Below are 15229 nucleotides of genomic sequence, written 5' to 3'. Positions count from 1 at the left end.
ACGCCATAAGGCTGTTAATAGATACCCCGAACAAAAAAGGAGGAATTAATATGAGAAAAGGTTTTTTTAAGAAAATGGCAGTAGTAGTGCTGGCAGTCGTAACCACAATGACAATGTTTACAGGCTGCGGCGGTGCAGGAAGCACATCAGCTTCAACAAAATCTATTACAATTCAGGGAGGTAATACCGAAGGTGACTTAGACCCTGCGGGTGTTGCACTGGGTATGTTTATCCAGTATTCAAGACTTTGTCTCGAACCGCTTATAACATACGATTCAGATGGTAAGGTAAGCAAGGCGATGGCTGAGTCATACGAGGAAAGTTCGGATGGACTTACTTGGACATTCCATCTTAGAAAAGACGCAAAATGGAGTGACGGTTCAGCAGTAACATCAGCCGATTTTGTAAACACAATCAAGCGTTCACTTGATGGAAAGACGTCAAAATCAATATATGCGGATATGTTAAGCCCGATTGTGGGAGCCACAGAAGCATATGCAGGAACTGCATCTGTAGATAATGTCGGTGTTACAGCACCTGATGATTACACAATTGAATTCAAACTTGTAAAACCTTGTTCATATTTCTTAAAGCTCATTGCAATGCAGTGCTGTTATCCTTCAAAGGCAGGAATTGCAACAAATGAAAATGAGACATGGTATACAGACCCTAAGACAAACCTTGCAAATGGTGCATTTTACATGACCGAATATGTACAGGGCCAGTATTATAAGTTAAAGAAGAATCCTAACTATTATGATGCTGATAAGGTATATCTTGAAGATATTACAGTTAAGTTTATAGATGATGCGACAGCAGCAGTTTCAGCTTATAAGACAAACGAAGTTGATTTTGCAACAAATCTTCCGGCTTATGTAATGTCAGAGTACCAGGGCAAGAGCGATTTGGTATTACAGCCTAATATCACAACAAGATTTATACTTTTCAACGTGACAAAGGCACCATTTAACAACGATAAGGTAAGAAGAGCAATATCTATGGCACTTAGCAGAGCAGAAATCTGTAAGACAGTCGGTGATGACTACGAGGCATCAACACAGTTTATTGCAAAATACATGCTTTCTAATCTCGGAACAGGTAAGAAATTCAGTGATGAATCAGGAGAGATGGTAACAGAGGACATTGCAAAGGCAAAATCACTTCTTGCCGAGGCAGGTTATCCTAACGGAGCAGGTTTCCCTACTGTTACATACAACTATCCTAATAATGAACAGGATAAACTTATTGCACAGGCAATACAGGCACAGTTAAAGTCAGCACTTAACATTAATGTTGAACTTAACGGTATGGAATCACAGGTATGTGTATCAGAGAGAAAATCAGGAAACTTTGATATGACAAGACATAACTGGACAGCCGATTATGATGATGCAATGGATTATCTGCTTATGTGGACATCAACATCCGGACTTAATGATGCAGGAATTAAAGACGCTGATTATGACAAGCTTTGTGATGATGCGACAGCAGAACTTGATGAGACAAAGAGAAATACTATAATGCATGATGCAGAAAAGCTTCTTGTAACAGACAAGGCATATGTTGCACCGCTTGCAACAAATAAGACAATCTGCCTCTTAAATCCAAAATACACAGGTTACTCATTTGATTCAGCCGGTCAGATTCTTCTCAAGTTCATCAAGGCAGCAGAATAAAAGATAATAATTAATAGTAACTAAAGGCATGACATGAGGGCTGCCACACATAAGTGCGGCAGCCTTTTATAACAAAGAGGGTAAATCCTCTGCTCCTGCAAGGGCAGACGTATTTTCCTTATAAAACAAGGAGGATTATTATGAGCTTAGAAGATTTAGTAAAAGACGGAATTAAGAATATACCTGCATACATACCGGGAGATACAGCAGAAAGTGTTGAAAAAAAATATGGAATCGCACCTGAAGATATTTTAAAACTTGCTTCTAATGAAAACCAGTTCGGACCTTCGCCGAAAGCAATTGAGGCAATGGCAAAGGAAGTCGGAAGAGTACATATTTATCCTGACCCATTCTGTATTGAGATAAGAAAGAAAATCGGTGTTATGAACGGATTTGATGACAGCGGCGATAATGTAGTTATTGCAGTCGGTGCGAGTGGAATTTTATCGCTTCTGGGAGAAGTATTTATCAAAAAAGGCGATGAAGTAATATTCTGTGAGCCTACATTTGGTGCATATGCGGGAGCAGTAATCCGAAATGACGGAACACCTGTAGTCCTTCCTCTCACAGAAGACTTGAAATTTGATTTAAAAGCAATGTATAACGCAATCACTGATAAGACAAAGATGATTTGCATATGTAATCCGAACAATCCTACAGGTACGGTTGTTGACAGTGAAGAATTAAAAGAGTTTATACATAAAGTTCCGAAAGATATAATCATTGTTGTTGATGAAGCTTATATCGAGCTTTCAAGCAATCCTGATGTAAAGAGTATGGTTTCTGAAATCAGCGATGATACAAATGTTGTTGTTGCGAGAACATTTTCAAAATTATATGGTCTTGCAGGCGTCAGATTAGGATATGCAATGTGTAATAAGGAAATGCATGCGATTCTCCAGAAATGCACAAGTGTATTTACAGGAAGCAGGGTTGCACTTGCAGGAGCAATGGCTGCACTTGACGATGAAGAATATATCAAAAAGACAAAAGCAGCAATGCTTGAGGGCAGAAAATATCTTACTGATGAATTTACAAAAATGGGATTTTACGTATATCCTTCCGAGACAAATTTCCTTTATGTGAATACAGGATACAATGCTGCTGAATTTGCAGAAGAATGTAAAAAATATGGCTTGATTATAAGAGGTAATTTCGATTATAGTAGAATTACAGTTGGTAGAATGGACCAGAATGAAAAAATGGTCGGAATTATCAAAAAAATAATTGAGAGCGGTGAACTTAAAAAAATATGAAAATTATGTTTATGACACTCCGTGACAGAGTGGAGAGATTTACAGATTTCAGTAATCTTTCAAAAGACTGGGAGTATGTTTTTGCAGGATATGAAAAAGATACGACAAAGCTTCTTGAAATGGGTGGTGATGCCGATGCGATACTGGCTGATGCTATTACGCCTGTTCCAAAAGAACTTATAGAAGCGATGCCGAATCTTAAAATTATTCATTCCGAGGGCGTAGGTTACGAAGGAATAAACCTTGCAGCGGCAGACGAAAAGCATATTTATGTATGTAATAACAGAGGTGCCAACAAGACCGCTGTTGCGGAACAGGCAGTAATGCTTATGCTCATGGTTTTAAGACATGCCGTTACAGGACATAACCGCGTGCTTGAGGGAAGACAGATTGAAGCAAAAGCATCTTGGAGCATGGAGGGAATTTCCGAGCTTGGAAGTATGCATGTGGGAATAATAGGAATGGGCGATATTGGCATTGAGACAGCAAAGCTTCTGAATGCATTCGGATGTCGTGTAAGCTATAACAAGAGATATCCGTTATCGCCTTCACAAGAAAAAGAATATAACGTAACATATATGAGTGCGGATGATATTTTAAAAAACTGTGACATTGTAAGTCTTCACATTCCGTCAAATAAGGAAACATTTGAGTATATGAACGAAGAGCGTTTTGCAATGATGAAAAAAGGTTCAATACTTATAAATACAGCGAGAGGTGAAGTTGTAAAAAATGAGGCACTTCTGGAAGCTTTAAAAAGCGGTCAGATTGCTGCGGCAGGACTTGATGTTCTTGCTCCGGAGCCTGTAAAAGAAGACAATATTGTAGTTAAGGCAATGAAAAATGACGGCGAACTTGCAGAAAAAATAGTGTTAGCTCCTCATATAGGTGGTCTTACAGTACAGACATTTGACAAAATATATGGTACAATATGGAGTAATTTCAAAAAAGTATGTGCAGGCGAAACTCCTGTAAATATTGTAAATCACCCATAGAAAACGGAGCTTTAAAAAGTGAGATTCTTATTGTACAAATGGAAAGTATTTAATCAGGAAGACATAAAGGCAGCATTAGAACGTGCAGGGCATGAAGTGCACGTATTTAATGCTGTCGATTTTGTGCGTGAAAAACAGGAAGAAATAGAAAATATGCTTGCTGAAAAATTTGCTGGATATGACATTGTATTTTCGGTAAATTATTTTCAGGAAGTTTCGGGTGCCTGCATGAAGGCAGGGAAAAAGTATATTTCATGGACTGTAGACAGTCCGATGCTTACGATGTATCACGATTCTGTATACAATCCGTGCAATTACATATTTATATTTGACAAGTTTAATTATATGCAATTTAAGGCAATGGAGCTTAATCACGTATATTATCTCCCTCTTGCAGTTGATTCGGAAAGACTTGAGCATCTGCTTGAAAATACCAAACCGGACGAGAAGGAAAAATTCAGCTCCGATATTTCATTTGTCGGAGGATTGTACGACAAGAATTCATATGATGATATTTATGAAAGCCTTCCACCTTATTTAAGAGGATATTTTGACTCGGCGTTTCGGGCACAGCTTGATATTTTCGGCGATAATATTTTTGACAGAATACTGACGCCAGATATTCTTGCAGAACTTTCTGAGTGTGTAGATTTCAGGCAGGATGAAAACAGCTTTTCCGATATAAAACTTATATTTACCAATACATTCCTGGGCTATAAAATGGCACAGACAGAAAGAATAGAGTGTCTTAATCTGCTTGCAAAGGCTGCAAAGGTTGACCTGTATACAGATGACCCGGCAAAGGACAGGCTAAGAAATGTAATTATTCGTGGAACGGTCAGTTATTTTAATGATATGCCGAAAGTGTTTGCTGCAAGTAAAATCAATATGAATTTTACGATAAGAAATATTAGAAGCGGAATTCCGCTGCGTGTGTGGGACGTGCTTGGTGCGGGGGGATTTCTTCTGACTAATTTCCAGCCGGAATTTTTATCATTTTTTGAGAATGGAAAAGATATTGTATTTTATGACAGCCTTTCCGATATGCAGGCAAAAGCTATTTATTATCTTGAGCATGAGGACGAAAGAAAGCAGATTGCCGAAAACGGACATAAAAAGGTAAAAGAATTACACACGTATGATATAAGAATAAAGCAGATGCTTGAATATGTATTATGAACGGGCTGACACACTTAGAAAGTGTGCAGCCCGTTTTTACAGTTTACATTGTTCTTCCGCTGAAAATACCATCATATTCGTTAAACAAATCTTCAACTGTTTTACGCATCATAACAGTTAGGTATGAATCCTTAAAAGACAGCCCGATATAAAGATTACCGACAGCACTGTCAATAATCTGTATTTTTATAAGAAGATAATCTTCCATACGCCATGCGGCTGATGCTGCATATTCAAGGTCGTATCCGGGGAAAATGCCATATTCGTTTGTACACATTCCGAAATCAATAACCTGGATGCCATCGTTGTTTTTTATAGAAAGATGGCCTGTGTGAGTTGTTTTATCTATGTTTAACTGTATGCTCTTAACACCGCATGCATTTTCGTCACATATATAAATTTTATCTGTTATATCACACTCAAGGCTGCTTGTGCTGCTGCCGGTAATATTCATTACAGTGCGGCTTTCGCAGTATTTTATAAGTTCATCATGTGCTTTTTTATTTTCGGGAAGAGAATCACTGTCAATTGCAGAATAAATCTCATCCCAGAATGCATCATAGATAAGCTGTACACCGCCCTGACGCCCCTGTGCATCGGCAGTTGTAATCATAAAAATATCTTTATCAGGAACATATAATGCGAGTTGTCCTCCCATTCCAAATAAAACATAACCACCGTTTCTGGTGAGCCATATCTGGTATCCGTAACCCTGCATTTCTTCAAACGTGCCCTGTTTTCCATATGTATCGCTCTGGAGGCTTTTTGCAGCTTTGACATAGTCTTTTGGAAAATACTGCCTGCCGTTTAAAGCACCATCCCCTTTTATAAGCATCATCATAAGAAGAATATCCCTTGAAGATGCACACATTCCGGAACCGCCCATCTCAATGCCTTGAGGGTCTGTAAGAATATGGGCATCTTTAGAAAAGCCAAGTTCGTCAAGCCCCTTGCTTCTCAGGTAATCAAGAATAGTCATTCCAGATAATTTCTCAACAAGTGCACCAAGTACATGTGTTGAAGAAGTATCATATGAAAAAACAGTTCCGGGAACATGAGTTGGTTTAGTTGTAAAAAATGAGCCAACCCAGTCTGTAACACCTGGATTTTTATAAGTAGTCTTTGTATGACATGTTTTCATCTTCAGCATGTCACGGATAGTGAGCATTGCTGTGTATTTGTAAGTTCCGCTTTCTGGCTGCTTTTCCGGAAAATAGTCAACAATTTTATCATCAAGTTTAAGTTTGCCATCTTCTGCAAGACATCCTATTGCCATAGAAACAAAACTTTTGGTGATTGAAAACATGCGGTGAAGAGAATCTTTATTATATGGTGCATAATAAGTTTCAGCACATATTTTTCCATGACGCATAATAATTGCACTGTGAAGAGGAAGCTGCTGCTTCTCAAGCCGTGTCAGAAAATTTTTAACAGCATAAGAAGGTATGCCGGTGCTTTCAGGTGAAGCTGTTTCAAAAATCATAAAATCCTCCTTGTTTTGCGAAGCAAAATGCGACTGCCCCATGCAGGAGCAGAGGATTTGGCCTCCTTGTTTTGCGAAGCAAAATGCGACTGCCCATGCAGGAGCAGAGGATTTGGCCTCCTTGTTTTTATTCATAATTATAATTCATACACCACAAAACGTCAAAAAATACTTTTAATTTCTTCACGATTGATGTAACATTACATATTATACTATGAAAAAATACTTTGAGGTAGAGCTATGACAGAACTGTTGTTGAAAATATTTATAAAAAACAGCAATGATACCGACAATCCCGTTGTAAGGCAAAAATATGGCATGCTTTCAGGAATTGTAGGAATTACATGCAATATAATTTTATTTTTACTCAAATTTCTGGCAGGAATTATTACAGGTGCAGTATCAGTGGCAGCAGATGCGTTTAACAATCTGTCAGATGCAGGCTCATCAATTGTTACATTTATAGGATTTAAAGTTTCAGGAAAGCCCGCAGATACTGAGCATCCGTTTGGACATGGAAGAATAGAATACATATCGGGTCTTATAGTTGCGGCGGCAATTATAGTAATGGGTGTTGAACTTTTCAGAAGTTCTGTTGCACGGATATTTAATCCTGATGAGATGTATTTCAGCATCTTATCGGTAATAATACTTGTTGGTTCGATACTGATGAAAACATGGATGTTTTTATTTAACCGTTCACTTGGAAAAAGACTTGATTCGGCAGCTATGCTTGCAACGTCCACAGACAGTCTTTCAGACTGCGTTGCAACAGCTGTTGTTCTTTTATCACTTTTATTATGGAAAATTACAGGAATTAATATAGATGGTATTGCGGGAACAATAGTTGCCATATTTGTATTTGTTGCGGGAGTACAGGCGGCAAGAGATACTTTGCAGCCGCTTCTTGGGCAGCCGGCAGATGAGAAACTTGCACATAAAATTGAAGATACAGTCAAAGAAGATGAACATGTTATAGGTGTGCATGATCTGATTGTTCATGATTATGGTCCCGGAAGAAGATTCGCGTCACTTCATGCAGAACTTCCATACAACATGGATATGCTTGATGCACATGAGATTATAGATACAGCAGAAAAACGTGTGAAAAATAATCTGGGATGCGATATTTCAATACATCTTGACCCGGTTATAACTGATGATGAACAGATTAACGAATTGAGAAAAATAACAAATCAGATTATCAGTACAATAGATGCAAGGCTTTCAATGCATGATTTCAGGGTTATGAGAGGACCGATAATGAAAAAGCTGATGTTTGATGTGGTAGTTCCATATGATTTTGAAATTTCTGATGATGTTTTAAAGAAAAAAATCAACTCATATATAAAAATTTATGATGAGAACTGTTATGCGGTTATAAATATTGATAGGGCGATGGTGCGTTAGTATGAAAAAAATTTGGGAATTTTTTGAAAATATGGATGAATGTATGTATGTAGCTGATATTGATACACATGAGCTTATATACATGAATAAAAAAGCATTAAATATATATGGATTTAAAAGTGTTGATGAAGTTGCCGGTAAAAAATGTTATGAAATTCTGCAAAACTCATCAAGTCCGTGCAAAATCTGTAACAATGAAGATTTATCAGTTGGACAGTTTAAGGAATGGCGTTATTTTAATCCGATTCTCAACAAACATTTTATTTTAAAAGATACAATTATCGAGGACGAAGGAAGAAGATGCCGTGCTGAGCTTGCACTTGATGTTACATTCGAGGAGCAGCAGAAAGGAATGGTTGACAACTACAGAGATCTTGAACTTGTCGTAAATAATGGCATACGTGTTGCATTTCAGGCAACATCACCTGATGAGGAAATTGATATTATACTTGAATATATGGGGAAAGCGTTAAATGCCGACCGTGTTTATATTGTTGAGAAAGACGAGAAAGACTTTGATAATAACACATATGAGTGGTGTGCAGACGGCGTGGAACCTGAAAAAGACAGTCTTCAGAATCTTGTGCCGGATATATGCAGAGGCTGGTATGATATGTTTGGCAAAGATAAGGACATTGTAATAGCTGATATTGATAAATTAAAGGTAGAAGAGGCCGATGTGTATGATATATTAAGCCGGCAGAATATCAAGGCACTTGTTGCCGTGCCTCTTTATACAGATGGAAAAATAAGTGGATTTTACGGTGTTGACAATCCTCCTCAAAAATATATGGAGTATGCACATAATATGCTTCAGATAGTAGGATATTTTATTTCTTCATGTATCAGGAGAAGAAATCTTTTAATGCAGCTTGAGAATATGAGTTATAAAGATGCACTTACAAAACTTGGCAACAGATTTCTTGTTGAAAAGTTTGTGAAACGTCTTGATAAGAATAAATGTATCGGTGCAGTCTACTGTGACATTACAGGACTTAAAAATGTTAATGACACACAAGGACATGAAGCGGGAGATAAACTGATTCTTCGTGCCAGTGATTGTTTAAAAAAAATATTTAGTGATTATGGAATATTCAGGATAGGAGGAGATGAATTTCTCGTATTATGTCCTGAAATTACAGAAGATGATTTATATAAAAAAACAGAGCAGTTAAAAGAATGTTCGAAGAAAAGCAATTCACTTATGGCAGTTGGTGCTGCGTGGAGAGAAAATTTCTATGAGGGTCTTGATAAGTTACTGACAGAATCAGAACATAATATGTATATAGATAAATCCGAATATTATCGTAAAGCGGGAATTGAGAGAAGAAAATTCTGAAAATAATGTGTGAATTACGACGGAGCCTGTTATATCCAGGCTCCGTCAAGTGTTATTATCTGTCCTGTAAGATAAGAAGGTGCATCAGCAAGCATAACAGCAAGCTTTCCGGCTTCGTCTGGTCTTCCCATTCTTCCTGCCGGGATTTCTTCAAAAAGACTGAGCTTGTCCTCGTCACTTAAAAAGGAGTTCATATCAGTATCTATTGCTCCACATGCAATTGCATTTACGCAGATTCCGCTTGGGGCAAGTTCTTTTGCAAGTGCTTTTGTGAGAGAATTGACAGCACCTTTTGTTGCAGAATATGCGGCTTCACAGCTTGCACCTGCATTTCCCCATACAGAAGAAATATTAATGATTCTTCCTGATTTTGTATTAATCATGTCCGGGATTGCAAAATGGCAGCAGTTATATACAGAACCGACATTTACATTCATGATTCTGTCCCATTCGTCTCTTGTCATATCCTGAAACAGTCCGATAATAGAAATACCGGCATTATTAACAAGAATGTCAACATTACCAAAATGCCGGTGAACCTCATCAAACATTTCCATAGCAGTGTTATAGTCACTTATGTCGCCAGTGAAGCTTTCGCAGCATACACCCAAATCTCTTATTTGTTTCTTTACATTTTCAAGCAATTCACTGTTTTTTGCACAATTAACAAAAATATTATATTCTTTATGATTATTTTTAGAAGCACTTTTTTCAGCAAAAGCAAGAGCAACAGCCCTGCCAATTCCTCTTGATGCCCCTGTTATAACAACAGTCTGTTTCATAATCCACATTCTCCGTAAAATATTTATTTTCTGAATATTAGAATAAACTGCAAAACTATTTTTTACAAGCAGATATTAAGTCAATCAGAAATATTTTATAAAAAATGTAGGCATAAGCATATTGACAAAATCAATCTTGTGCATCATGACGAAAAAATAATACAAATTAAAAAATTGATAAAAATCTATTGACATCATTCTACAAAATATACAGAAGTTATCCACACTGAATAACCCTCATTTTATCCAAATTTTAAGTTATGCACCAAGTTATGCACATTATCCACAAAAAATATACACAATCCACATTGTGGATTATGTTGGTAACAGGAGAATAAATGTTTTGTTAATAAATCATAAATCGTATTTTTGGACAAAAAAATACCCGTATTTTGCTTGACAAAAATAATGATTGTCTAGTAGTGGCCTGAAATGGAATGTTGAACAATTAATAAATGAAAAAAGTATAAATTGCAAGAATTTACTTGCTAATATCTGAAATTATGTTATAATAATCACATCAGATGAGGAACGGCTAATAATATTGAAGATAAGGATATAAGGTGACAGATTAATGTGCCGTCGTATCTTGATAATCTATTAATAAAGGAGTTGGACATCATGCGTTTTATTATAACTGGAAGGAATATCGATGTAACAGAGGGTTTGAAATCAGCAGTCGAGGAGAAGCTTGGCAAGCTTGACAGATTCTTTGCTCCTGAAACAGAAGTTAATGTAACACTTAGCGTTGAGAAGGAAAGACAGAAGATTGAAGTTACTATACCGGTGAAAGGAAATATAATCCGTAGCGAGCAGGTCAGCAGTGATATGTATGTATCAATTGACCTCGTTGAAGAAGTTATTGAGCGTCAGCTGAAGAAATATAAGAACAAGATAGTTTCAAAGCAGCAGAATGCGGCAGCTTTTGCACAGGAATTTGTGGACAAGGATTACGATGATGAAGATGATGTAAAGATTATCAGAACTAAGAGATTTGGAATCAAGCCGATGGATCCTGAAGAAGCATGCGTACAGATGGAACTTCTCGGACATAATTTCTACGTATTCTTCAATTCAGAGACAGAAGAAGTCAACGTTGTTTACAAGAGAAAAGGCAATACATACGGATTGATAGAGCCTGAACTTGATTAATTAACATGACAATTTAATATGATTTAAGCCGGCCGGATGTTATGTTGCTGTACTATACAGAAAATATAACATCCGGCTTTTGAGCTTTTACTAAAAAATTCGACAAAATTTTTAAAAACATAATTGAGATATGTCGCATATATAAGGCGTTCTACTTGCTTATATTATTATTTGGTGTTACAATTATGAATAATTTGAGTTTAATAATATTGCATTTTAAGGAGATTATGGAATGGGATTAATGCAGAAGCTGTTTGGTACACACAGCGAACATGAATTAAAACGAATATATCCAATTGTAGATAAGGTAGAAAGCTACCGTGATGCTATGGGTGCATTAAGCGATGAGCAGTTAAAAGGAAAGACAAAAGAGTTTAAGGAAAGGCTTGCAAAAGGCGAGACACTCGATGATATTCTTCCGGAAGCTTATGCTGTTGTCAGAGAGGCTGGTAAGAGAGTGCTTGGAATGGAGCATTACAGAGTCCAGATTATCGGTGGTATTATTCTTCATCAGGGACGTATAGCAGAGATGCGTACAGGTGAAGGTAAAACGCTTGTATCAACACTTCCGGCATATCTTAATGCTTTGACAGAAGAAGGCGTACTTGTTGTAACTGTAAATGATTATCTTGCAAAGCGTGATGCTGAGTGGATGGGTCAGATTCACAAGTTCCTTGGCCTCAGTGTTGGTATTGTTCTTCATGATATGAAAGATGATGAAAGAAGAGCAGCATATGCATGTGATATTACATATGTTACTAACAACGAATTAGGATTTGATTATCTTCGTGATAATATGGCTATTTACAAAGAACAGATAGTTCTTAGAGGACTTAAATACTGTATTATCGATGAGGTCGATTCAGTTCTTATCGATGAAGCCAGAACACCGCTTATTATTTCAGGACAGAGCGGCAAGTCAACAAAGCTTTATGAATTGTGTGATGTACTTGCTCGTCAGCTTGTAAGAGGTGAGTATAAGGGCGAGATGACAAAGATGCAGGCCATCATGCAGGAAGAGATAGAAGAAGATGGTGATTTTATTGTCAATGAAAAAGATAAAGTTGTCAATCTTACAGAACAGGGTATTCATAAAGTTGAGCAGTTCTTCCATATAGATAATTATGCCGATCCTGAAAATCTTGAAATCCAGCATAATGTTACGCTTGCACTTCGTGCACATAATCTTATGTTCAGAGATAAGGATTACGTTGTCAAAGACGATGAGGTAATGATTGTAGATGAATTTACAGGACGTATTATGCCGGGACGCCGTTATTCAGATGGTCTTCATCAGGCAATTGAGGCGAAAGAGCATGTAAAAGTTAAGAGAGAAAGTAAGACACTTGCAACTATTACATTCCAGAATTTCTTTAATAAGTTTGAGAAAAAGGCAGGTATGACAGGTACTGCTCTCACAGAAGAAAAGGAATTCCGTGAAATTTATAACATGGACGTTGTTGAAGTTCCGACAAATAAGCCGGTTCAGAGAATTGATTATGATGATGCTGTATACAAGACAAAGAAAGGCAAGTTTAATGCAGTTGTGCAGTCTGTTATAGAATCACATGAAAAAGGGCAGCCTGTACTTGTAGGTACAATTACAATCGAGACATCAGAGCTTGTAAGTGAGATGTTAAGAAAGAAAGGAATACCTCATAATGTACTTAATGCCAAGTTCCATGAAAAGGAAGCTGAGATTGTAGCAGAGGCAGGTAAGCATGGTGCAGTTACAATTGCGACAAACATGGCTGGCCGTGGTACTGATATTAAACTTGATGATGAGGCAAGAGCAGCAGGCGGATTAAAGATTATTGGTACAGAAAGACATGAGAGCCGACGTATCGATAACCAGCTGCGTGGACGTGCCGGACGTCAGGGTGACCCGGGTGAATCAAGATTCTATATTTCACTTGAAGATGATCTTATGCGTTTGTTTGGACAGGAACGTCTTATGAATGTATTTAACAAGCTCGGTGTCGGTGAAGACGAACAGATTGAGCATAAGATGTTAAGTAATGCAATTGAGAGTGCACAGAAGAAGATAGAGACTAATAACTATGGTATAAGAAGCCATCTTCTTGAGTATGACCAGGTAATGAACGAACAGCGTGAAATCATCTATGCAGAAAGAAACAGAGTTCTTAATGGTGAGAGCATGCGTAATTCAGTTCTCAAGATGATTACAGATTTTGTTGAAAGTGTTGTAAACTGCTGTATCAATGATGATAAAGATGCAAAAGAGTGGGATTATAAAGAAATCAACGAACTTCTTCTTCCAACGATACCTCTTGCACCGGTTGAATACAATGATACAATAAAGAATAAAAATGAGCTTCTTCACAGTCTGAAAGAGCAGGCAGTAAAGTTTTATGAAGATAAAGAAGCATTATTTACAGAACCAGAACAGATAAGAGAGATTGAGCGTGTAGTTCTTCTTAAAGTTATCGACCGTAAGTGGATGGATCACATTGATGATATGGATCAGTTAAAGCAGGGTATCGGACTTCAGGCATATGGTCAGAAGGATCCTGTAATCCAGTACAAGATGATGGGATACGACATGTTTGATACAATGACACAGGGAATTACTGAAGACACAGTAAGACTTCTTATGCATATTCAGGTTGAACAGAAAGTTGAACGTGAACAGGTTGCCAAAGTAACAGGCACTAACAAGGATGATGGTCCGTCTGTAAAAGGTCCTGTAAAACGAGTAGAAAAGAAGATATATCCGAATGATCCTTGTCCATGTGGAAGTGGAAAGAAATATAAAAACTGTTGCGGAAGACAGGCATAATCGGAAAAAAGGAGTAATTGTGGTAGAATTAGACCAGTTCAGATATAAGATTTCGGGATTTGAAAAGCCAATGGAACAGATAAAAAAGTCATTGGATTTAGAAAATAAAAAGAAAAGAATAGAAGAACTAGAAGCTGATATGGAGGCTCCTGGCTTTTGGGATAATACAGAAAAGTCACAGCATGCCATGAAAGAATTAAAAACGCTCAAAAGCTCATTTGAAAAATACAATGAGCTTGAGCAAGGGCTTGAGGATGCCAAAACACTCATAGAGATGGCAGATGAAGAAAATGATGCTTCTCTTATTCCGGAAGTTGAGAATGAAATTAATTCATTTGAAGAAAAACTTGAAGATTTAAGGATTGAAACACTTCTCTCAGGTGAGTATGACAAAGATAATGCTATCCTTACATTGCATGCAGGAGCAGGCGGAACAGAGGCCTGCGACTGGTGTCAGATGCTTTTCAGAATGTATACAAGATGGGCAGAGGCTAACGGATATACAACACAGACTCTTGATTATCTTGAAGGTGAGGAAGCCGGAATTAAGTCTGTTACAATAGAAGTTTCCGGAGATAATGCTTATGGACATTTAAAATCAGAGCATGGTGTACATAGACTTGTAAGAATTTCACCATTTAATGCAGCAGGAAAAAGACAGACATCGTTTGTATCATGTGATGTAATGCCTGATATTGATGAAGATGTTGATATTGAGATTAATGATGATGATTTAAGAATAGATACTTATCGTTCGAGCGGTGCCGGTGGACAGCATATTAACAAGACATCATCCGCAATCAGAATTACACATATTCCGACAGGAATAGTAGTTCAGTGTCAGAATGAACGTTCACAGCACCAGAATAAGGATAAAGCCATGCAGATGCTCAAAGCAAAGCTGTATCTTATGAAGCAGCAGGAAAATGCTGAAAAAACATCAGATATCAGAGGTGATGTCAAGGATATTAATTTTGGTAATCAGATACGAAGCTACGTTTTGCAGCCATATACAATGGTAAAAGACCATAGAACAAACAAAGATATAGGCAATGCACAAAGCGTTCTTGACGGAAATATTAATCCTTTTATTAATGCATATCTTAATTGGGTTAATACAGGTAAAAAAGCAGATTAAAAATATAATGCATATACAA

The 15229-nt window shown here is 37.3% G+C and carries 11 protein-coding genes; 9 read left to right on the top strand and 2 right to left on the bottom strand.

Translation table 11 applies throughout. The features are described from left to right. The first annotated feature begins 50 nt into the window (after positions 1–50). From WMO38_RS07245 to WMO38_RS07230, 4 genes are all read left to right on the top strand, one after another. Positions 51–1676 carry a peptide ABC transporter substrate-binding protein gene (locus tag WMO38_RS07245; RefSeq protein WP_349161989.1) on the top strand — a complete coding sequence of 542 codons (1626 nt, stop codon included), beginning with the start codon at positions 51–53 and terminating at the stop codon, positions 1674–1676. A 140-nt stretch (positions 1677–1816) separates the two neighbouring features. Further along, positions 1817–2932 (top strand): histidinol-phosphate transaminase, encoded by a 1116-nt coding sequence (gene hisC / locus WMO38_RS07240; RefSeq protein WP_349161988.1) that lies wholly within the window; start codon positions 1817–1819, stop codon positions 2930–2932. Further along, positions 2929–3927, top strand: coding sequence for a 2-hydroxyacid dehydrogenase (locus tag WMO38_RS07235; protein ID WP_349161987.1), 999 nt, complete (start codon positions 2929–2931; stop codon positions 3925–3927). The genes hisC and WMO38_RS07235 overlap by 4 nt, the downstream gene beginning before the upstream one ends. Positions 3928–3945: 18 nt before the next feature. Next, positions 3946–5106: a CgeB family protein gene (locus WMO38_RS07230; RefSeq protein WP_349161986.1), complete on the top strand. Its 1161-nt coding sequence runs from the start codon at positions 3946–3948 to the stop codon at positions 5104–5106. Between the two features lie 43 nt (positions 5107–5149). Here WMO38_RS07230 and WMO38_RS07225 read toward each other — a convergent pair whose 3' ends face one another. Next, complete coding sequence (locus WMO38_RS07225; protein WP_349161985.1) at positions 5150–6589, bottom strand: serine hydrolase domain-containing protein; 1440 nt, start codon at positions 6587–6589, stop codon at positions 5150–5152. Between the two features lie 240 nt (positions 6590–6829). Here WMO38_RS07225 and WMO38_RS07220 point away from each other — a divergent pair, with 240 nt between their 5' ends. Together WMO38_RS07220 and WMO38_RS07215 are read left to right on the top strand one after the other, a co-directional pair. Further along, positions 6830–7999 (top strand): cation diffusion facilitator family transporter, encoded by a 1170-nt coding sequence (locus tag WMO38_RS07220; protein ID WP_349161984.1) that lies wholly within the window; start codon positions 6830–6832, stop codon positions 7997–7999. A gap of 1 nt (position 8000) precedes the next feature. Next, the gene (locus tag WMO38_RS07215; RefSeq protein WP_349161983.1) at positions 8001–9338 is read left to right on the top strand and encodes a diguanylate cyclase domain-containing protein; all 1338 of its coding nucleotides are present in this window, start codon (positions 8001–8003) and stop codon (positions 9336–9338) included. Positions 9339–9367: 29 nt separating this feature from the next. Here the strand turns inward: WMO38_RS07215 and ymfI are convergent, their stop codons facing one another. After that, positions 9368–10123 carry an elongation factor P 5-aminopentanone reductase gene (gene ymfI, locus WMO38_RS07210; protein ID WP_349162097.1) on the bottom strand — a complete coding sequence of 252 codons (756 nt, stop codon included), beginning with the start codon at positions 10121–10123 and terminating at the stop codon, positions 9368–9370. 618 nt (positions 10124–10741) lie between these two features. Here ymfI and hpf point away from each other — a divergent pair. The 3 genes from hpf (at position 10742) to prfB (ending at position 15210) form a co-directional block, all read left to right on the top strand. Next, entirely contained in the window at positions 10742–11272 is a 531-nt protein-coding gene (gene hpf, locus WMO38_RS07205) for a ribosome hibernation-promoting factor, HPF/YfiA family (RefSeq protein WP_021865296.1), read from the top strand. Between the two features lie 232 nt (positions 11273–11504). After that, entirely contained in the window at positions 11505–14072 is a 2568-nt protein-coding gene (secA, locus tag WMO38_RS07200; protein ID WP_021865295.1) for a preprotein translocase subunit SecA, read from the top strand. Between the two features lie 19 nt (positions 14073–14091). Then, on the top strand, positions 14092–15210 hold the full coding sequence (prfB, locus tag WMO38_RS07195; RefSeq protein ID WP_349161982.1) for a peptide chain release factor 2: 1119 nt from the start codon (positions 14092–14094) through the stop codon (positions 15208–15210). Positions 15211–15229: the final 19 nt, after the last annotated feature.

It is taken from the genome of Lachnospira hominis (ex Hitch et al. 2025), assembly GCF_040096395.1.
In the GTDB taxonomy this organism is placed as follows: domain Bacteria; phylum Bacillota; class Clostridia; order Lachnospirales; family Lachnospiraceae; genus Lachnospira; species Lachnospira hominis.
Note: the sequence above shows the minus strand (reverse complement) of the source record. Positions and strands in the feature narration are given on the sequence as shown.

Excerpts from the sequence above, each read along its gene's own strand:
- WMO38_RS07245 (WP_349161989.1), top strand. The coding sequence starts at position 51 with ATGAGAAAAGGTTTTTTTAAGAAAATGGCAGTAGTAGTGCTGGCAGTC.
- hisC (WP_349161988.1), top strand. The coding sequence starts at position 1,817 with ATGAGCTTAGAAGATTTAGTAAAAGACGGAATTAAGAATATACCTGCA.
- WMO38_RS07235 (WP_349161987.1), top strand. The coding sequence starts at position 2,929 with ATGAAAATTATGTTTATGACACTCCGTGACAGAGTGGAGAGATTTACA.
- WMO38_RS07225 (WP_349161985.1), bottom strand. The coding sequence starts at position 6,589 with ATGATTTTTGAAACAGCTTCACCTGAAAGCACCGGCATACCTTCTTAT.
- WMO38_RS07220 (WP_349161984.1), top strand. The coding sequence starts at position 6,830 with ATGACAGAACTGTTGTTGAAAATATTTATAAAAAACAGCAATGATACC.
- WMO38_RS07215 (WP_349161983.1), top strand. The coding sequence starts at position 8,001 with ATGAAAAAAATTTGGGAATTTTTTGAAAATATGGATGAATGTATGTAT.
- hpf (WP_021865296.1), top strand. The coding sequence starts at position 10,742 with ATGCGTTTTATTATAACTGGAAGGAATATCGATGTAACAGAGGGTTTG.
- secA (WP_021865295.1), top strand. The coding sequence starts at position 11,505 with ATGGGATTAATGCAGAAGCTGTTTGGTACACACAGCGAACATGAATTA.